This window comes from Rothia nasimurium (genome assembly GCF_928381705.1).
GTDB lineage: Bacteria > Actinomycetota > Actinomycetes > Actinomycetales > Micrococcaceae > Rothia > Rothia nasimurium_G.
In genome coordinates, this window is the sequence record NZ_CAKMSR010000016.1 from 1 (window position 1) to 17,864 (window position 17,864).

The 17,864-nt window shown below is 61.8% G+C and carries 16 protein-coding genes; 13 read left to right on the top strand and 3 right to left on the bottom strand.

Going from position 1 to position 17,864, the window contains the following annotated elements; genetic code table 11:
* Positions 1-160: 160 nt before the first annotated feature.
* The gene (locus L6762_RS11165) at positions 161-964 is read right to left on the bottom strand and encodes an exodeoxyribonuclease III (protein ID WP_237187332.1); all 804 of its coding nucleotides are present in this window, start codon (positions 962-964) and stop codon (positions 161-163) included.
* Between the two features lie 178 nt (positions 965-1,142).
* On the opposite strand from L6762_RS11165, the gene L6762_RS11170 reads away from it, so the two are divergent.
* Genes L6762_RS11170 through L6762_RS11185 form a run of 4 tightly spaced genes read left to right on the top strand, consistent with a single transcriptional unit; the run spans position 1,143 to position 4,530 of the window.
* Positions 1,143-2,273, top strand: a complete 1,131-nt coding sequence (locus L6762_RS11170; RefSeq protein ID WP_272878709.1) for an ABC transporter ATP-binding protein — start codon at positions 1,143-1,145, stop codon at positions 2,271-2,273.
* Positions 2,270-2,944: an ABC transporter permease gene (locus L6762_RS11175; protein WP_237187334.1), complete on the top strand. Its 675-nt coding sequence runs from the start codon at positions 2,270-2,272 to the stop codon at positions 2,942-2,944. The genes L6762_RS11170 and L6762_RS11175 overlap by 4 nt, the downstream gene beginning before the upstream one ends.
* The gene (locus L6762_RS11180) at positions 2,941-3,597 is read left to right on the top strand and encodes an ABC transporter permease (RefSeq protein ID WP_237187336.1); all 657 of its coding nucleotides are present in this window, start codon (positions 2,941-2,943) and stop codon (positions 3,595-3,597) included. The genes L6762_RS11175 and L6762_RS11180 overlap by 4 nt, the downstream gene beginning before the upstream one ends.
* A gap of 6 nt (positions 3,598-3,603) precedes the next feature.
* Entirely contained in the window at positions 3,604-4,530 is a 927-nt protein-coding gene (locus tag L6762_RS11185) for an ABC transporter substrate-binding protein (RefSeq protein WP_237187338.1), read from the top strand.
* Positions 4,531-4,695: 165 nt separating this feature from the next.
* Here L6762_RS11185 and L6762_RS11190 read toward each other — a convergent pair whose 3' ends face one another.
* Positions 4,696-6,141 (bottom strand): glyceraldehyde-3-phosphate dehydrogenase, encoded by a 1,446-nt coding sequence (locus L6762_RS11190; RefSeq protein ID WP_237187339.1) that lies wholly within the window; start codon positions 6,139-6,141, stop codon positions 4,696-4,698.
* Between the two features lie 221 nt (positions 6,142-6,362).
* Here L6762_RS11190 and L6762_RS11195 point away from each other — a divergent pair, with 221 nt between their 5' ends.
* From L6762_RS11195 to L6762_RS11210, 4 genes are all read left to right on the top strand, one after another.
* The gene (locus L6762_RS11195; RefSeq protein WP_237187340.1) at positions 6,363-7,307 is read left to right on the top strand and encodes a carbohydrate kinase family protein; all 945 of its coding nucleotides are present in this window, start codon (positions 6,363-6,365) and stop codon (positions 7,305-7,307) included.
* A gap of 156 nt (positions 7,308-7,463) precedes the next feature.
* Positions 7,464-7,988: a YbhB/YbcL family Raf kinase inhibitor-like protein gene (locus L6762_RS11200; RefSeq protein WP_237187341.1), complete on the top strand. Its 525-nt coding sequence runs from the start codon at positions 7,464-7,466 to the stop codon at positions 7,986-7,988.
* Positions 7,989-8,209: 221 nt separating this feature from the next.
* Positions 8,210-9,043, top strand: coding sequence for a Cof-type HAD-IIB family hydrolase (locus L6762_RS11205; RefSeq protein WP_237187342.1), 834 nt, complete (start codon positions 8,210-8,212; stop codon positions 9,041-9,043).
* A 28-nt stretch (positions 9,044-9,071) separates the two neighbouring features.
* Complete coding sequence (locus tag L6762_RS11210; RefSeq protein ID WP_237187343.1) at positions 9,072-9,878, top strand: glycerophosphodiester phosphodiesterase family protein; 807 nt, start codon at positions 9,072-9,074, stop codon at positions 9,876-9,878.
* Positions 9,879-9,955: 77 nt separating this feature from the next.
* Here L6762_RS11210 and L6762_RS11215 read toward each other — a convergent pair whose 3' ends face one another.
* Positions 9,956-11,302, bottom strand: coding sequence for a uracil-xanthine permease family protein (locus L6762_RS11215; protein ID WP_237187344.1), 1,347 nt, complete (start codon positions 11,300-11,302; stop codon positions 9,956-9,958).
* Positions 11,303-11,611: 309 nt separating this feature from the next.
* Between L6762_RS11215 and L6762_RS11220 the strand changes: the two genes are divergently transcribed.
* Genes L6762_RS11220 through L6762_RS12000 form a run of 5 tightly spaced genes read left to right on the top strand, consistent with a single transcriptional unit; the run spans position 11,612 to position 17,864 of the window.
* Positions 11,612-14,731 carry a Na+/H+ antiporter subunit A gene (locus L6762_RS11220; protein ID WP_237187346.1) on the top strand — a complete coding sequence of 1,040 codons (3,120 nt, stop codon included), beginning with the start codon at positions 11,612-11,614 and terminating at the stop codon, positions 14,729-14,731.
* Positions 14,732-14,734: 3 nt separating this feature from the next.
* Complete coding sequence (locus tag L6762_RS11225; RefSeq protein WP_237187347.1) at positions 14,735-15,247, top strand: Na(+)/H(+) antiporter subunit C; 513 nt, start codon at positions 14,735-14,737, stop codon at positions 15,245-15,247.
* Positions 15,248-15,250: 3 nt separating this feature from the next.
* Entirely contained in the window at positions 15,251-16,867 is a 1,617-nt protein-coding gene (locus L6762_RS11230; protein WP_237187348.1) for a Na+/H+ antiporter subunit D, read from the top strand.
* Positions 16,864-17,448, top strand: coding sequence for a Na+/H+ antiporter subunit E (locus L6762_RS11235; protein ID WP_237187349.1), 585 nt, complete (start codon positions 16,864-16,866; stop codon positions 17,446-17,448). The genes L6762_RS11230 and L6762_RS11235 overlap by 4 nt, the downstream gene beginning before the upstream one ends.
* Entirely contained in the window at positions 17,445-17,864 is a 420-nt protein-coding gene (locus L6762_RS12000) for a monovalent cation/H+ antiporter complex subunit F (protein ID WP_336603598.1), read from the top strand. Before L6762_RS11235 ends, L6762_RS12000 begins: the two co-directional genes overlap by 4 nt.

A 17,864-nucleotide genomic window follows, 5' to 3' on the forward strand; every position in this document is an offset into this window, starting at 1 on the left:
GCCACACCGAGGATTTCCCGTCGGGGGCTAGATATATGCTTCCGGAGCATATACTTTCCGGAAACCTACAGGTCAATCCGTGAAAATCCGCGATTCCGGACACACTTTTTGACCCTTAACCCGCAATGCCCCGGACTGTCGGGCGGGGGCGTCCGCTCAGCTAGCTAATCTCAACAATCACCGGGGCATGGTCCGAAGCGCCCTTGCCCTTTCGCTCTTCTCTATCAATCTCAGCGCCCACAACTCGCTGGGCCAGCGCGGGGGAGTAGAGCTGAAAATCAATGCGCATCCCCTCGTTCTTGGGGAAACGTAGCTTGGTGTAGTCCCAGTAGGTGTAGGGCACGGTGGTATGCTCACGAGCCACATCAACCAGCCCCAGAGGCTCTTCAAGAAAAGCCCTAAAGGCCGCCCGCTCAGGCTCGGTCACGTGAGTCATCTGGTTTTCCCTAAAGAAGTCGATATCCCATACATCCTCATCGAGCGGGGCAATATTAAAGTCCCCCACCAGGGCGAACTGTGCCGCGGGGTCCTGCGCTAGCCAGCTGGCGGCGTCCTTGCGGAGCTCCTCAAGCCAGGCCAGCTTATAGGGCATGTGCGGGTCATCGATACCGCGGCCGTTGGGCACGTAGAGGCTCCAGACCCGAACCCCGCCGCAGGTGGCCCCGATTGCGCGGGCCTCAACGACGGCGTCCTCACCCGGCTTGCCAAAAGCCGGCTGGTTGGTGAAGGTGCGCTGAATGTCCTCAAGCCCCACCCGGGAGGCCAGTGCCACCCCGTTCCACTGTGACAGTCCAAAATGGGCCACCTCATAGCCCGAGTACTCAAAAATCTCGTAGGGGAAGGTCTCGTCGGTGGCCTTGGTTTCTTGGATGGCTAGGACGTCTACGTCGCTGCGCTCTAGCCAGTCTTCCACGCGGTCAGCGCGGGCACGGATAGAGTTCACGTTCCAGGTAGCAATTTTCATGTCACTAGCCTAGCAACCCACCTGCCCCCTTAAAAGTGCAGATGCCTGTCACTTTAAGCAGGGCATCTGCATTTATGACAGGGTACTTGCTGTTTAAGAACTGCCTGGAATAGGCTGGGATTCGTGGGCGTTAGGTTGCTGAAGCAAAACCCGCCCCACCTCAAACGAAAGAGCATGTATGGCAGCGGCCCCCGCTATTGAATTCCGGTCTGTCACCAAGAAATACGGTGACACGGTGGTGGTAGACAACCTTAACCTCAGTATTCCTCGGGGGAGCATCACGGTTTTTGTGGGTCCCTCGGGCTGCGGTAAAACGACCTCCCTGCGCATGATTAACCGCATGGTAGAACATACCGGCGGGGAGATTCTGGTGCGGGGAGAAGCCAACACTTCTCGACCAGCCCACGAGCTGCGCCGTTCGATGGGCTATGTGCTGCAGCAGGCGGGGCTCATGCCCCACCAGAGCGTGCTCGACAACATCACCACCGTGCCCCGCCTCAAAGGGGTGTCTAAGAAGCAGGCCCGTGCCGAGGCCCTAGAACTTCTCGATACCGTGGGCCTAGACCGCGCATCTGCCAGTAAGTACCCGGCCCAGCTATCGGGTGGTCAGGCCCAGCGGGTGGGTGTGGCACGAGCCTTGGCGGGGCAGTCGGATATTTTGCTCATGGACGAGCCCTTTAGCGCCATTGACCCCGTGGTGCGGGCTGACCTGCAACAGAGTCTTCTCGACCTGCAGCAGAAGCTCCAGCGCACCATCGTCTTCGTTACCCACGATATCGACGAGGCTGTGCTCCTGGGGGACTACATCGCTGTTTTTGCACCTGGCGGCGCCATCGCCCAGTTCGGCACCCCCGAAGAGATTTTGCGCGCCCCAGCCTGCGACTATGTTGCTTCTTTCGTGGGTCGTGACCGCGGTATGCGGCGCCTGACCTTTGCCGGGGCCGAGAATGTGGCAGTTAGCCCCCTGCAGGCCGCTGAGGGCGAGGGCTGGCAGCTGAGACTAGCGGACGGACGCCCCGACGGTTGGCTGACCGGCGGCAGGCACCTGCCCGGCGGCTCCCTTTTCGTGCGGGGAGGAACCCTGCGTGATGCCCTGGATTCGGTACTCTCTTCTCCCTCAGGCTGGGGCGTTGCAGTGGATGAGCAGGGGAAGGCTATAGGCCTGCTGGAAGCCGATAACGTGCTTGAAGCAACCCGGCAGGAGCGCTACCTGCGCTACGGCCTAGAAGCTCCGTGGGCCCGTACCGAGAGCGCCGACTCCGGCGAGAACCCTGCCAGCGCGGCAGCCGGTGACGGGACGTCCGCATGAACTGGTTTCTAGCCAACCTGCCCTATATCGGGCAGCTCACCGCCCTGCACCTGGCGCAATCGGTCATACCTGTGCTGGTGGGCTTCGTCCTTGCCCTACCCCTGGCCCGCCTGGCGCTGGGACGGCGGGCAGACGGGCGCTCCACCGAGGCCTACACGACCGCCGGCCGGGTGCGCAAAGGGGCGGTCGTCAACGGCGCTGCCCTGCTCTACACCGTGCCCTCACTAGCGCTGTTTGTGCTCATGCCCCTGGTGCTGGGTACCTCCATTACTTCCCCGCTCAACGTCTACGTGGCGCTGACTATCTACGTGGTAGCCATGATGGTGCGCAGCGCCGTGGACGCCTTCGAATCGGTCTCACCCATCACTCTTGAAGCCGCCACAGCCGTGGGCTACACCCCGCTGCGCCGCTTCTGGCAGGTTGAGCTACCCCTGTCGCTACCCGTCATGATCGCCGGTTTACGCGTTGCCCTGGTCTCGAATATTTCTATGGTGTCGGTGGGCGCTGTCATTGGCATCCAGTCCCTCGGCACCCTCTTCACCGACGGCCTGCGCCGGGACCTACCGGCTGAAATCATCACCGGAATCCTGCTCACCCTCGTCCTTGCCCTCGTGCTCGACCGCCTGCTAGCCCTGGTCGGCGCCGCGCTCACCCGTTGGAGGAACCCATGATTTTTCAGGACGTCTGGGCCTGGTTCACCGCCCCCGGCGCCTGGGCGGGCACCGGCGGTATTTGGCAGCGTCTTGGCGAGCACCTGGCCTACTCCGGCCTGGTGCTGCTGGTTGCGGCGGCTATCGCCCTGCCGTTCGGTGCCTGGGTGGGGCATACCGGCAAGGGGCAGAACCTGGTCGTAGCTCTTACCGGTGCCCTGCGAGCCCTGCCCACCCTGGGCCTGCTCACTCTCTTCGCTCTCTGGCTGGGACTGGGGTTGACCGCCCCTGCGCTTGCCCTCGTCATACTGGCGATCGCCCCGCTCCTGGCGGGTACCTACGCCGGTATTGCGGCTGTGGATCCCGTTATTAAGGACGCCGCCCGCGCCCAGGGCATGACCGGCTGGCAGGTGCTCACCCGGGTAGAAATTCCCGTGGCCCTGCCCCTCATTTTCGGTGGCATTCGTAATGCGGTGCTGCAAATCATCGCAACCGTCACCGTGGTTGCCTACATCAACCTGGGCGGGCTAGGGCGCTACCTTATCGACGGGCTGGCAGTGCGTGACTACACCCGCATGGTTGCGGCCGTCCTACTCGTTGCCGCCCTCGCCCTGATCGTCGATGCTCTACTTGCCCTTGTGCAGAGGGCCCTCACCTACCCCGGACTAAGGTAAACACCCATGACATCACCCCGCCTCACCCGACGCTCCCTCTTCACCGGGGCAGGACTCGCCGCCGGGGCTCTAGGCCTTTCCGCCTGCGGCCTTGACGGCTCCACCGCCTTTGGCAGCGGGAGCGTCACCGGCACCATTACCGTGGGCTCAGCCGACTTCACCGAATCGCAAATTATCGCCGAAATCTACGCCGCAGCCCTGCGCGCCCGCGGCCTAGACGCCACCACCAGCCCCGCCATCGGTGCCCGAGAAGCCTACCTCGGAGCCCTGCGCGAAGGCACCGTCTCGGTGGTCCCCGACTACTCCGGTAACCTCCTGCTCTACTTCGACGCAGAGACCACAGCCGTCACTGCCCAAGAAATCGTGCAGGCCCTCCCCGCCGCCCTGCCCGAGGAACTGGGCGTTCTGGCAGCCTCCCAGGCAGAAAACAAGGACTCCCTGGTCGTCACCGCCGCTACCGCCGAAGAACACGGTCTGACCAGTCTGGACGACCTTACCACCCTCAGCGGCCAGCTCAGCCTAGGAGCACCCCCGGAATTCGCGGAACGAGCCTACGGCCTACCCGGCCTAGAGCGCCTCTACAGCTTCACCCCGGCGTCCTTCGAACCCATCAACGACGGCGGCGGCCCGCTCACCGTCTCAGCCCTGGCCGACGGCACCGTCGACATCGTGGACCTCTTCTCCACCGACCCCGCCATCACCGCCAACAACTTCGTGGTGCTTGAAGACCCCAAAAACATGATCCTGGCCCAGCAGGTACTACCCGTCATCAATACCCGCCAGGTCTCGGTAGCAGCCGCCCGCGTGCTCGACGAGGTATCTGCCCTGCTCACCACCGAGACCCTGATTGAGCTGAACACGCGCGTCTCCGGCGCCGAAAAAGCAGCCCCCGCCACCGCCGCGGGGGACTGGGTGAGCGAGAACTTCGCGTAAACCGTGACTCAACACCATGTTGCAAAAAGGGCAGGAGCATAGGCTACCGCCAGCGACCCTCTCGCTCCTCGCCTGGCGGCTCGTCACGATTCACGCCAGCCCCGAGCCAGCTGGCTCGTAGCCTATGCCCCTGCCCTTCCGAACGTGCGGCGGGCGTCCGCGCTCTTAGATCGCTGCGGGGAAGCTCTGCAGCTTACCGCCGATCATGGTCTCAAGCACGCGAATTACCTGGCAGGAGTAGCCGAACTCGTTGTCGTACCAGACGTAGAGAATGGCGTTATCGTCACCGGAGGTGATGGTGGCCAGGCCGTCCACTACACCGGCGGCGCGGGAGCCCACGAAGTCGGTTGATACGACCTCGTGTGAGTCGGTGTAGTCGATCTGGCGGCGCAGGTTGGAGCGCAGGGAGCGCTCGCGCAGCAGGTTGTTGAGTTCTTCCTTGGAGCCGACGGGCTTGTCGAGCTGCAGGCTCAAGATAGCCATAGACACATCGGGGGTGGGAACGCGGATGGCGTTACCGGTCAGCTTGCCCTCCAGCTGGGGCAGGGCCTTAGACACTGCCTTAGCGGCGCCGGTTCCGGTAATGACCATGTTCAGGGCAGCGGAGCGGCCACGACGATCGCCCTTGTGGAAGTTATCAATCAGGTTCTGGTCATTGGTAAAGGAGTGGACGGTCTCAACGTGGCCGCGCTTGACCCCGAAGACCTCGTCCATCACGGCCAGCACGGGGGTGATGGCATTGGTGGTGCAAGAGGCTGCTGACAGGACGGTGTCGCTATCTTCGATGATGTCGTCGTTGACGCCGCAGACGATGTTCTTGACGCCCTTGCCGGGAGCGGTGAGTAGGACGCGCGCAGCCCCCTTAGCCTGCAGGTGGCGGGAGAGGCCGTCCTTGTCGCGCCAGCGGCCGGTGTTATCAACCACGATAGCCTTGTCGATGCCGTGGGCGGTGTAGTCAACCTCAGCCGGGTCGGAGGCGTAAATGAATTTGATGGGGGTGCCGTTGGCGATGATGGTGGAGTTCTCTTCGTCCACGCGGATAGTGCCCTTGAAAGCGCCGTGGACGGAGTCGCGGCGCAGCAGGGAGGCGCGCTTGTAGAGGTCGTTGTCGGTGTTCTTGCGAACAACAACCGCGCGGAGTTTGGGGCCGGCGCCGGTGGAGCGCTCCAGCAGAATGCGGGCCAGCAGGCGGCCGATGCGGCCAAAGCCGTAGAGTACGACGTCCTGTGAGGCAGCTTCAATCTGGCCCTTCTTGCCGACGACGGGAGCCAGTTCTTCCTTCAGCCAGGCCTCAAGATCACCGGCACCAGAAGCCTCAAACTTGCGCTGCAGGCTGGCCAGACCCAGCGAGCAGGCACCCAGGTCAAGGGTGCTCACAATTTCAAGGATCTTCAGGGAATCAGCCGGGTTCAGCTCAACATCATCAATCTGACGGGCAAAACGGTGGGCCTTCAAAATCTGGATAACAGACTTGTTGATCAGGCTGTGGCCGTGAATAGAGACAACCACATTGTTCTCTCGATTCAGCTTGCCAATCAGGGGGATCATAGCCTCGGCTTCAGCCTCGGAGGCAAGCCACTGCTCGTGAGCGTTGTCGGCAGAAATAGTCATGGTGTGACCTCTTCCTCGATGAGTAGCGTCATTGAACTCATCGGTTAGCAGCGCGGCGGTGCGCTGGTAGCTGGTGACTGGCGGCCCACACCCCGATTCATGCACGGGCACGACGAGCTGGTGGGCACTACAGACCTAAGTTTATAGTTTGTTCTCTCACATGTGGAGTTTGTGACGCGAAACTTCTCTGAGGCCGGGGCCACAGCCGGTAAAATAAGGGCATGCTCACTGTCATTGGCGAAGCCCTCGTAGATGTTGTCCAGCGCCCCGGCGCCGAATCCCACGCCCACCCCGGCGGTTCCCCCATGAACGTTGCCGTTGGCGTCTCCCGTCTGGGCCACGAGGCCCAGTTCATTGGCCGCTACGGCAAGGACGCCTACGGTGAACTTATCGACGCGCACCTGCGCGCCTCGGGCGTCCTGCTCCCTGTCGGTGCTGACGCCAAAAAGACCTCCGTTGCCCAGGCAACTATTGGCGAAACCGGCGCCGCTGAGTACGAGTTCGATATCGACTGGTCACTCGACGCTGCCCAGGCGGCGCTCGACGAGGTGGGCAAGAACGCCACCGCAGTGCACGTGGGGTCTATCGGTGCCATGCTAGAGCCCGGTGCGTCCGCTGTGCTCAACACCGTCAAGCAGGCAGCCCCCCACGCCCTGATTTCTTACGACCCCAACTGCCGGCCCTCCATCGTGCCCGATGCAGCAGAGGCTCGCGCCTGGGCCGAGGGCATCGTGCGCCAGGCCGATGTAGTCAAAGCCTCTGACGAAGACCTGCTCTGGCTCTACCCGGGCCGCACCCTGGAAGAATCCGCTCAGTCCTGGCTTGACCTCGGGGCATCCCTGGTGGTCGTCACCCGCGGTGAGATGGGCCCCTGGGCGATTACCCGCAAGACGTCACCCGACGGCATCGCCCTGCCCGCCTACCGGGTAGAGGTTGCCGATACCGTGGGCGCAGGCGACTCCCTCATGGCAGCCCTCATTGCGGCCCTGCTCGATCGAGACATCAAGGGCAAGGGCGCCCGCGCTGCCATTGAGCTGCTGAGCAAGGACGACCTCAAGGAAATTCTGGCCTTCGCAGCGGTTGCCGCCGGCATCACCGTCTCTCGCGAAGGGGCTAACCCGCCCAGCCGCGATGAACTGAACGCTGTGCTCTACCCGCAGGGCTAGTTCCTCCGCTCCCCTCCCGAGGGGACCGCAAAACTAAAGAAGGACCGCATATTTTGCGGTCCTTCTTTAGTTTTCAGGTCCCTTTTCGTGAGGGGGGGATAGTCAGTAGACTGGTTAGTGCATAGCCAAAGCCCATCAACGACGAGGAGGCCCCTCATGCTCAACCGTGAACCCTACGCAGACCTGCCTGACCTACCCACCTTCACGCTCACGTCCGCCGATATCACCGAGGGAGAGACCCTGCCCCGCGCCCAGGTCTCCGGCATCATGGGCGCAGGCGGCGAGGACGTCTCGCCCCAGCTCTCCTGGAGCGGCTTCCCCGAAGAAACCAAGTCCTTTGTGGTGACCTGCTTTGACCCGGACGCCCCCACCCCCTCAGGCTTCTGGCACTGGGCAGCCTCTAACATCCCCGCCTCGGTCACCGAGCTGGCCACCGGCGCCGCCGAAAACCTGCCCGAAGGGGCCCTGGGGCACCTCAACGACGGCGGTACCCGCGGTTTCGTTGGCGCAGCCCCGCCCGCCGGCCACGGCCCCCACCGCTACATCTTCTGCGTCACCGCCGTTGACGTGGAAAAACTCGACATCGACGAAAACGCCAGCCCCGCCGTGGTCAACTTCAACCTCTTCTTCCACGGCATCGCCCGAGCCTTCTTAACGGCGACCTACGAAGAAGAGAACTAGAGGGCTTGCCTAAAGATAGATGAAGCAGACTCACAGCGAAGCTGCTGGCTCGGCGGCTGGCGTGAATCGCTGGTGATGAGCACCGAGATTCCGAGCGCGCGAGGAAAATAAATCTCGGTGCGAATCTGGCGAGCTTGCGAGCCAGCTCGCGAACCAGCGAGAGGGTCGGCAGCGAGCGTGAGTCTGCGGAATCTTTCTAGCAAGCCTCTAGAATGTAAAGCATGATTAAACTGATTGCCAGCGACCTGGATGGCACCCTCATCGGGAGCGATTTCAGGTTCCGTCCCCGCACCCTGCAGGCCCTGCACGCGGCGGCGGATGCTGGCGTCCGTGTCGTCTTTGTGACCGGTCGCCCCTTGCGCTGGTTGGCTCCCGTGCTGGAGCAGCTGGGCGAGGAGTGGAACGGCGAGAACTCTTTTGCCTTCTGCTCTAACGGTGCGGTGACGTTCGATATTGCCCGTTCGCAGGTGGTTGCCACCCGTACTATCAGCGGGGCTGAAACTTTGGCCCTGCACGCCGAGTTGGAGCAGGCTTTCCCGGGAGCTCTCTATATCGCGGAGACCCTGGAGCATGTCTACGTGCAGGGAACCTATGACCCGCACGTGCAGGAAGACACCAGCAAGGTGGTTGAGGGGCGGTTGGAAGAGGTTCTGGCGCCCGACGCTGAGGTAGTGAAATACCTGCTATTCCGGGACGGTGCGGTACCTGCCGACCTACTGGCCCACGTGCAAGAAATCGTGGGGGAGCGGGCATCTGCAACCCGCTCTGCCCCCTACCAGCCCCTGGTGGAAATTGCGCAGCGGGGGCTGAATAAGGGCCGGGTGCTGGCTGACTTTGCGGCTTCGCTGGGCATTGGCCCTGATGAGGTGGCTGCTTTTGGGGATATGCCCAATGACTTTGAGATGCTGGACTGGGCAGGTCACGGCTACGTGATGGCATCGGGTCTGCCGGAGCTCAAAGACCGGGTGGGGCGTATCTGCCCGGGGTTTGAAGAGGACGGCGTTGCCCAGATTATCGAGCGCATGCTGGCTGAACGCCAGGGGCGCCAGTCCTAAGTTACTGGCCGGTAATATACTGGTTCTTATGCCTTCACACGCATTTTCATCGTCTTCGCCTGATCACACCCAGATTTATGCCCACAGAGGGCTTGCTATAGACCAGGCTGAAAACACCGAGGGAGCTTTCCGTTGCGCCCTCGATGCTGGGGCCCACTGGATCGAAACCGACGTGAACACCACCGCTGACGGCCAGGTGCTGGTTTTTCACGACCCCACCCTCAATCGTTTGGTGGGCCGCCCGGGCCGGGTGGCTGAGATGACCTGGAATCAGCTGCGTGACCTGAATCTGGTGGACGGCGGTCAGATTCCCCGCCTGCGCGACATGCTTGAGGCCTTCCCCGAGACCCGCTTCAACATTGACCTGAAGGACGCCGGTTCGGCGGCCGAGGTTGTGCGAGTGCTGGTAGCTGCCGGTGCGGTAGAACGGGTGCGACTGGCGTCCTTTTCCGAGCGCCGCCTGCGGCAGGCGCAACGGGCGGCCCAGAATCTAGGGGTACAGATTCCCCTGAGCGCCTCACAGCCCGCCTTTACTTTCTTTTATGTCTTATCACGCATACACCCTAGCCTATGGGGTGTTTTGAAGCCGCTAACTGGCAAGTTTATGCTGCCCTTTGATGCGGTGCAGGTCCCTGCCTATCACCGGGTGGCTGGCCGCCGCCTGCGTATTGTGGACCGTAAACTGCTGGCTGCTGCCCGCCGCGCGGGAGTGGAGGTGCACGTGTGGACGATCGACGATGAACGCACCATGCGGGAACTGATAGCCCTGGGGGTTGACGGAATCGTCACCAACCGCAGCGACCTGCTCGCAGGCGTCCTCGCCTCCTCCCGGTAGGTACCATTTAAACTAGAAAAACCCACGAACTAGGTGGGTTTTTCTAGTTTAAATGGTACCTACTGTCAGGTGAGGGGCTAGTGGACGTCGCCCTTAGCCTCGCTCGGAGTCAGCGGCTCGGGGTGAGCCTTGGAGGCCTTATTGAGCGCAGCCATCAGGTGGTAGACCACCAGGGTTGCGGCGGTGCCCAGAGCGATACCGGCGAACTGCAGGTCGCCGATATCCCAGGTGTAGTCAGCAATACCAACAATCAGGGCCACGGACGCGGCAGTCAGATTGACCTGGTTGGAGAAGTCCACGCGGTTCTCCACCCAAATGCGCACACCCAGCATGCCGATCATGCCGTAGAGCACGGTGGCAGCCCCACCCAGCACGCCGGCGGGAACAGAGGCCACCGCGGCACCGAAGACCGGGAAGATAGAGAGCAGGACGGCGAAAATCGCAGCGACCCAGTAGGCGGCGGTGGAGTAGACCTTGGTTGCTGCCATAACACCGATGTTTTCAGCGTAGGTGGTGGTACCTGAACCGCCACCGGCACCGGCCAAGGTGGTGGCCAGGCCGTCAGCCATGAGGGCACGGCCGGAGTACTTATCGAGGTTATCCCCGGTCATCAGGGCAACGGACTTTACGTGACCGATGTTCTCGGCAACCAGCACCAGAATGACGGGGATGAAGAGGCCAGCCAGGTTCCAGTGGAACTCTGGGTGCTGGAAGTGGGGTAGGCCGATCAGGCCCTGCTCAGCCCAGGTCTTTTCGATGGTGGTGAAGTCAAGCTCACCGCGCACAACGGCGGTGATGTAGCCGATGATAACGCCCAGCAGGATCGACAGGCGGCCAATCATGCCCTTGAAGAGTACAGAAATCAGGATGATGGAGCACAGGGTCACCAGGGCGGTAACGGGCGCTTCCATGAAGTTATTCTTAGCGGACGGAGCCAGGTTGAAGCCAATGAGCGCCACGATGGAGCCCGTGACTACCGGGGGCATGAGCTTGGTCAGCCAGCCGGTTCCGGCGACCTGAACAATCAGGCCAACAATGAACAGGGAGACACCTGCCATGACGATACCGCCCAGGGCACCGCCGGGGCCGTACTGGTTGGTGGCCGCTGCCAGGGGCGCGATAAAGGCAAAGGACGAACCCAGGTAGGAGGGCACACGTCCTGCGGTGATGAGCAGGAAGAGCATGGTGCCGGTACCCGAGAAGAAAAGGGTGGTGGCCGGTGGGAAGCCGGTCAGCAGGGGCACCAGGAAGGTCGCACCGAACATAGCAACGACGTGCTGCGCGCCGATACCGATGGTGCGGCCCCAGGTGAGGCGTTCGAGGGGGCGGACGACCCCGCCCGGGGTGATGTTCTTGCCGTCGCCGTGCAGGGACCAGGCGAGGCCGAGCTGGGAGCCCTTTTTGGGCTGGGAACCGTTAGACATGAGATGCTTTCGCAGTGTGTGGGTAAATCGTCCTTATTTTACGCCGTGGAAGAGGTGAGCGGACGGCTGTGGTTTCAGCGGGTATGTGTGATGTTGGCTGAGATTCTGCGTAGCGCAGACCAACTCAAAAATATGTATCAGGGTTTGCACCGTGCGAAACGCACAGAAATAAATGAAATATTACACCCTCTATGAGATGGGGGTCATCGACAGGTAAACTAAGTATGCCTACTCTTTAAAGGAGAGACTCCTGCCGTCCTAGCCTCGTGCCTGACGGCTCCCACCGCCGCCGACCCTAAGAGCCGATACGTGACCATAGTTCTAGCGCTTTTCCTGCTTGTGTCCATAGTGACCCCCTGGCTCTACCGCCGCATGGGCACCTCAACCTTCTACCTGCTGGCCGCGATTCCAGCTGCCGTGCTTGCCCTGGTTCTGACCAAAACCGGCCAGATTCTCGGTGGCACCCCCTGGAGCGAGAGTTACCAGTGGATTCCCGAGCTGGACATGGCACTCACCTTCCGCATGGACACCCTTTCGTGGGTCATGAGCCTGCTGGTCCTGGGTGTAGGCTCCCTGGTGCTCTTCTACTGCGCCAGTTACTTCAAGCACTCCACCGGCGATAACGGCCAGTTCGCGGCCTACCTCTTCGGTTTTGCTGGTGCTATGTTTGGCCTGATTACCGCAGATGACTTCATTCTCATGTTCATCTTCTGGGAAATCACCACCATTCTCTCCTACCTGCTGATTGGCTACTCCCGCCACCGTCTCTCGGCCCGCCGTTCTGCCTTGCAGGCCCTTACCGTCACTACCGCAGGTGGCCTGGCCATGCTGGTGGGCATCGTCATTCTGGGCTACAGCCTGGGCACCTACTCCCTGGCTGAACTCGTGGACCAAGGCCCCGCCGTTCTAGAAGCCGCTATCGACGGTCGCGGCCCCCTCAGCTACGGTCTTCTCTCCGCTGCCCTGGTGCTGATTCTCTGCGGTGCGCTCTCTAAATCAGCTATCTTCCCCCTGCACTTCTGGCTACCCGGGGCTATGGCTGCTCCCACACCCGTTTCTGCTTACCTGCACGCGGCGGCTATGGTCAAGGCCGGTATCTATATCCTGCTGCGCCTGGCCCCCGGCTACGGCGAGGTGACGATCTGGCAGAACGTCCTGATTATCTTCGGTGCCTTCACTATGGTGTTCGGCGGCTGGGCCGCCCTCAAGCAAACCGATCTCAAGCTGATTCTGGCCTACGGTACTGTCTCGCAGCTGGGCTTCCTGGCCCTGGTGATCTCGGGGGGAACTCCGGACGCCATCTACGCGGCTATGGCGCTCATGGTGGCTCACTCCCTGTTCAAGGCGACCCTCTTCCTCTCGGTCGGTATTATCGACCACCAGTCCGGTACCCGCGACATCCACAAGCTCTCGGGTATCTATCGCCGTGCCCCTAAGCTGGCTATCGTCGCCACTATCTCAGCGGCTTCGATGGCGGGTATTCCGCCCCTGGCAGGTTTCGTGGCCAAGGAAGCGGTACTCGAAACCTACCTCTCCCACACCACCGGCTGGCAGGGGGCAACCACCCTGATCGCCATCGTCCTGGGCTCTATTCTCACTTTCGCCTACTCAGCCCGCTTTGTCTGGGGTGCCTTCGCCATCAAGCCCTACGCCTACATGCACAAGGAAGGCGTCAAGTACTGCCGCGTAGAAAAGGGCACCGCCGACTTCGAAGAGGTCGATAATGGCGATGTCGATATCAACACCCGGGCCCTAGACCGCAACCGCCGCGGCCAGAAGCTCAGCCCCGACACGGCCTTCCACCCGGTCTCCTTCACCTTCCTCTTTGCCCCGGCGGTGCTGACCGTCCTGACTATCGTCTACGGCCTCTACCCCGAGCCGGTGCACTTCTTCGTCAAACCCTTCCTCAAGGCCTTCCCAGAGACTGCAGCCGAACTTGAGCTCCATCTGGCCCTGTGGCACGGCGTCACCCCGGCTCTGCTGACTTCCCTGGTCATCATGGCCATCGGTACCCTGCTCTTTATCTTCCGCAAGCAGATTGAAGAGCTACAGGGCATTCTTCCCTCGGCCCCCAGCGCCTCTATCGTCTACCGCGACGTGATTGACGGGCTTGACCGTCTGGCCGTGTGGGTCACCGGTATGACCCAGCGAGGCTCCCTGGCCTTCTACCTGGGCGTTATTCTGATTACCGCGGTGGTGGTGCCCTTCGCAGCCCTCTTCATCAATGAGACCCCGCCGCTGGCCAATGTACGCGTTTCTGAGTCCCCGGCCCAGTGGTCGATTGCCGTGGTCATGATTGTGGCTGCCCTGGTCGTGGTCTTCGTGCGCAAGCGCTTTTTGGCCATCATGATGGTTTCGGTGACCGGCTACGGTATGGCCATTCTCTTCGCCCTGCGCAGCGCCCCCGACCTGGCTACCACCCAGCTGCTGGTTGAAACCATCGTGCTAGTAGCCTTCGTGCTGGCTATGCGCGTGCTGCCCCGCCAGATTCCCCGCATCCGCTCCAAGGACGGCAAGGACGGCGCCCACAAGACCCTGCGCGTTATCATCGCCCTAGGCTTCTCGGCCCTGATGATGGCCCTGGCCATGTTCACCTTCTCATCCCGCTCCCTCGACCCGATCTCACTCGAGATGCCTCGCCTGGCCTACGAAATTGGTCACGGCTACAACGTGGTCAACGTGACCCTGGTCGACATGCGCGGCTGGGACACCTTCGGTGAAATCTCGGTGCTGGCTCTGGCCGCCACCGGCGTTGCCTCCCTGCTCTTTATCGAAGGACGCGCCGACTCGGCGTCCGCGCGCAGGCTTGACACCCAGGCCATGAAGAAAATCGAGAGCTCTTTCGCCAAGCGCACCCAGATCACTGTGGCCCAGCGCGTGGCCGGCCAGTTCTCGTCGGTCGAGCGTGACCCCTTCATTGTGGCAGGCCGTACCCTGCCCCCAGAATCCCGCTCGATTCTGCTGGAGGTTATGACCCGCCTGCTCTTCCATACCCTCATCATCGTCTCCTTCTACATGCTGATTGCCGGTCACAACCTGCCCGGCGGCGGCTTCGCAGGTGGCCTGATGATAGGTTTGGCCTTTGCCGTGCGCTACCTGGCCGGTGGCGGCGCGGAGCTGCGGGCAGCGTCCCCCTTCTCCGCCGGTACCTTCCTGGGAGCTGGCCTGGGCATTTCCACCCTCTACGCCCTGGCTCCTGCTCTGTGGGGCGACCCCGTATTCTCCAGCTACGTGCTGGACTTCTGGATGCCGGTCTTTGGTGATGTTCACTTCGTCACCGCTACCATCTTCGACATCGGCGTCTACCTGCTGGTGATCGGCCTGGTGCTCGATATCCTGCGTAGCCTGGGTGAGCGCATTGACCTCAAGCTGGTAGCCGAGCGCCGCAAGAGAGAAAAGCAAGCCCGCGACAAGGCACGAAAGGCATAAACCATGATTATCGACCTCAGTCTAATCTTGGTCATGGGCGTGCTCTACGCCGTGGGGGTCTACCTCATTCTTGACCGCTCCATGACCCGCGTGCTCCTGGGCCTCATGCTCATGACCAACGCGACCAACATCCTGATTCTGCACGCGGGCGGTCCCGCCGGTCTGGCGCCCTTCTACAGTAAAGACATTGCAGCAGAGGACTACTCCGACCCGCTCCCGCAGGCTCTGATTCTGACCGCTGTGGTGATTTCCTGTGCGGTCACCGCCCTGATCCTGGGCATCATCTACCGCTCCTGGCTGCTGTCTAAGGCCGACGAAATCACCGACGATGCCGAAGATATTCGCGTGGCGGAGCAGGACGCTTTCGATAAGGAAGAGGACGCCGCCGCCGAGTTCGATGCCTCGGAGTTCGACGCTGACGAAGCGACCCGTGAAAAAGCATTCAACGAAGCAGAAGAGAAGAAGAAAATCAGTCAGACAAGCGCCCAGCAGACCGTGTCAAAGAAGGGGGACTAGCCCATGGATATTGCCCAGCTCGCCCCCCTCTGCATCATCATTCTCTTCCTGGCCGCCGCCATTACCTTCATCTCGAAGAAGGACAGCGTGCAGCGTGTCATCGCCTTCGCTGCGGTAGCTATTACCCTGGTTTTTGAGGCCCTGCTCCTGGCCTCGGTTTGGGACGTCGCGCCCCAGACCGTGCACCTGGCAGGCTGGGAGGCCCCCTTCGGCATCACCATGGTGGTAGACCAGCTCTCGGCGCTTATGCTGGTGGTTTCGTCTACCATCTCGCTGGCGGTGCTGGTCTTTGCCACCGGTCAGAATCTGCAGGACGAGGACGACGAAGTACCCATCTCGGTCTTCTACCCCACCTACCTGCTGCTGCTGGCGGGCGTCTCTAACGCCTTCTTGGCGGGGGACCTCTTCAACCTCTACGTGGGCTTTGAGATCCTGCTCATGGCCTCCTACGTGCTGATTACCATGAACGCTAACACCCCGCGTATCCGGGCGGGCGTGACCTACGTGGTGGTTTCGGTTGTCTCATCCATGCTCTTCCTCACCGCTATCGGCTTTGTCTACGCCTCGGTGGGCACCATCAATATGGCTGACCTATCGCTGAAGCTGGGTACACTGCCTGAGGGCACCCAGATGCAGCTGCACCTCATGCTGCTCATTGCCTTCGGCATTAAGGCCGCGGTCTTCCCGCTCTCCCTCTGGCTACCCGACTCCTACCCCACGGCCCCGGCTCCCGTGACCGCCGTCTTCGCGGGCCTGCTGACCAAGGTGGGCGTCTACGCGATTATTCGTACCGAGACCCTGCTTTTCCCCGAAGGACGCCTGGATACGCTTCTGGGGGTCGTGGCAGGTTTGACTCTGCTGGTGGGTATCCTGGGTGCCCTGGCCCAGGGCGATATCAAGCGTCTGCTCTCCTTTATCCTGATTAGCCACATCGGCTACATGATCTGGGGCATCTCACTGGGCAACGAGCTGGGCCTGACCACCGTGGTCTTCTACATCGCCCACCACATCGTGATTCAGACCGGCCTCTTCATGGTGGTTGGCCTGGTAGAGCGCAGGGCAGGCTCCACTAACGTGCGTCGCCTGGGTGGCATGATGAAGACAGCCCCCGTCCTAGCCCTGCTCTATTTCATCCCCGCCATCAACCTGGGCGGTATCCCGCCCTTCTCCGGCTTCATCGGTAAGGTCGGTTTCATCGAGGCCTCCGTAGAAAACGGCGGTGCCCTGGCCTACATCAACGCGGGTGTGGGCGTCCTGGTCTCCCTGCTGACCCTGCTGGCCCTAGCCCGCGTATGGAACAAGGCCTTCTGGCGCCCCGCCAAGGAAGCCGAAGATCCCACCCCTGAGCTGGTGATGGCCGAGCACTCCGATGACCCTGCCCATTACGAGACTAAGCCGATTCCGGCGTCCATGATGGCCTCCACCGTCTCCCTGGTTGCGGTGGGTGTGCTCATTACCCTCTTCTCAGGCCCCCTCTTCCAGCTGGCAGATAACGCCTCAGACAACCTCTTTGACCCCGACATGTACATCAGCTCGGTCTTTGGCCCCGACGCCCCCAGCCGGGCCGAGTACCTGGAACAGCAGATTGTCGATAACCACTCCCAGGAGGTGAACCAGTGAAAAAGCCCGACCTCTCACGCGAGAGCCTGATTCACGCTATCCCGCCCTTCCTCTGGCTGATCTTTGTCTGGTGCGCCCTCTGGCAGGACTTCTCCCTGCCCTTCATCGCCTTCGGCGCGGTGCTGGCAGCCCTGACCATGTCGGTCTTCCGACTGCCCACCCTCTACCTCTCCAACCGCTTCAACATCTTCTACGCGGCGAGATTTGTGGTGGAGCTCTTCTGGAACATCGCCAAAGCATCGATTGAGGTCATGTGGCTAGCTGCCACCTTCCGTCCGCCCCTGCGCAACTCGGTAGTGGCCGTACAGCTACGCACCCGCTCCGACCTGCTACTGACCGCCGTCTCGCACACCATGTCGCTGATTCCCGGCTCCGTGGTGGTTGAGGTAGACCGTTCCCTCTCGGTGCTCTACTTCCACGTGCTCAACACCTCCACCCCGGAGGAAATCGAGCGGTTCACCCGCCAGGTGGCCTACTTTGAAGACCTGATTATCAAGGCCGCCGGCAGCCGCGAAGAATACGACGCCCTCAAACAGGACGAAGAAGCCGACCGCGCAGCCAGCCGAAAGGAGCACGCATGACCTGGGCTATCTGGGCCACCGGCCTGATTCTGACCCTAGCCACCTGGGGCACCGTCTACCGCGTCTGGAAGGGCCCTGCCCTGCTAGACCGTGTGCTCGCCAGCGATGTGCTGCTCTCCATCCTGACCGCCGCGCTCTGCGTCCTGATGATTTACACCGACAGCCAGTTCTTCCTCATTCTGCTGGTGGCGCTCGCCATGATTGGTTTTGTGGGGTCGGTGACCGTGGCCCGCTTTGCTGATAACTCCAAGGCGGACGAGAGTACCCCGGTCTCCCGTTTGCACGAAGGACGCTCCCGCCGCCGCTCCCGGAAGAAGGGGAGCAAGTACGCCCCCGGGGAACTGGCAGAAGATACTGACAAGGAGGGGCAGGAAAGTGCCCACCCCGTGCGTGCCAGCAAGGATTTGGGGGAGTAA

What these genes read in the sequence shown, in the direction of transcription:
- L6762_RS11165 (WP_237187332.1), bottom strand. Translation starts at nt 964, where the DNA reads ATGAAAATTGCTACCTGGAACGTGAACTCTATCCGTGCCCGCGCTGAC.
- L6762_RS11175 (WP_237187334.1), top strand. Translation starts at nt 2,270, where the DNA reads ATGAACTGGTTTCTAGCCAACCTGCCCTATATCGGGCAGCTCACCGCC.
- L6762_RS11215 (WP_237187344.1), bottom strand. Translation starts at nt 11,302, where the DNA reads ATGTCTAACGGTTCCCAGCCCAAAAAGGGCTCCCAGCTCGGCCTCGCC.
- L6762_RS11170 (WP_272878709.1), top strand. Translation starts at nt 1,143, where the DNA reads ATGGCAGCGGCCCCCGCTATTGAATTCCGGTCTGTCACCAAGAAATAC.
- L6762_RS11190 (WP_237187339.1), bottom strand. Translation starts at nt 6,141, where the DNA reads ATGACTATTTCTGCCGACAACGCTCACGAGCAGTGGCTTGCCTCCGAG.
- L6762_RS11210 (WP_237187343.1), top strand. Translation starts at nt 9,072, where the DNA reads ATGCCTTCACACGCATTTTCATCGTCTTCGCCTGATCACACCCAGATT.
- L6762_RS11230 (WP_237187348.1), top strand. Translation starts at nt 15,251, where the DNA reads ATGGATATTGCCCAGCTCGCCCCCCTCTGCATCATCATTCTCTTCCTG.
- L6762_RS11180 (WP_237187336.1), top strand. Translation starts at nt 2,941, where the DNA reads ATGATTTTTCAGGACGTCTGGGCCTGGTTCACCGCCCCCGGCGCCTGG.
- L6762_RS11195 (WP_237187340.1), top strand. Translation starts at nt 6,363, where the DNA reads ATGCTCACTGTCATTGGCGAAGCCCTCGTAGATGTTGTCCAGCGCCCC.
- L6762_RS11200 (WP_237187341.1), top strand. Translation starts at nt 7,464, where the DNA reads ATGCTCAACCGTGAACCCTACGCAGACCTGCCTGACCTACCCACCTTC.
- L6762_RS11225 (WP_237187347.1), top strand. Translation starts at nt 14,735, where the DNA reads ATGATTATCGACCTCAGTCTAATCTTGGTCATGGGCGTGCTCTACGCC.
- L6762_RS12000 (WP_336603598.1), top strand. Translation starts at nt 17,445, where the DNA reads ATGACCTGGGCTATCTGGGCCACCGGCCTGATTCTGACCCTAGCCACC.
- L6762_RS11205 (WP_237187342.1), top strand. Translation starts at nt 8,210, where the DNA reads ATGATTAAACTGATTGCCAGCGACCTGGATGGCACCCTCATCGGGAGC.
- L6762_RS11185 (WP_237187338.1), top strand. Translation starts at nt 3,604, where the DNA reads ATGACATCACCCCGCCTCACCCGACGCTCCCTCTTCACCGGGGCAGGA.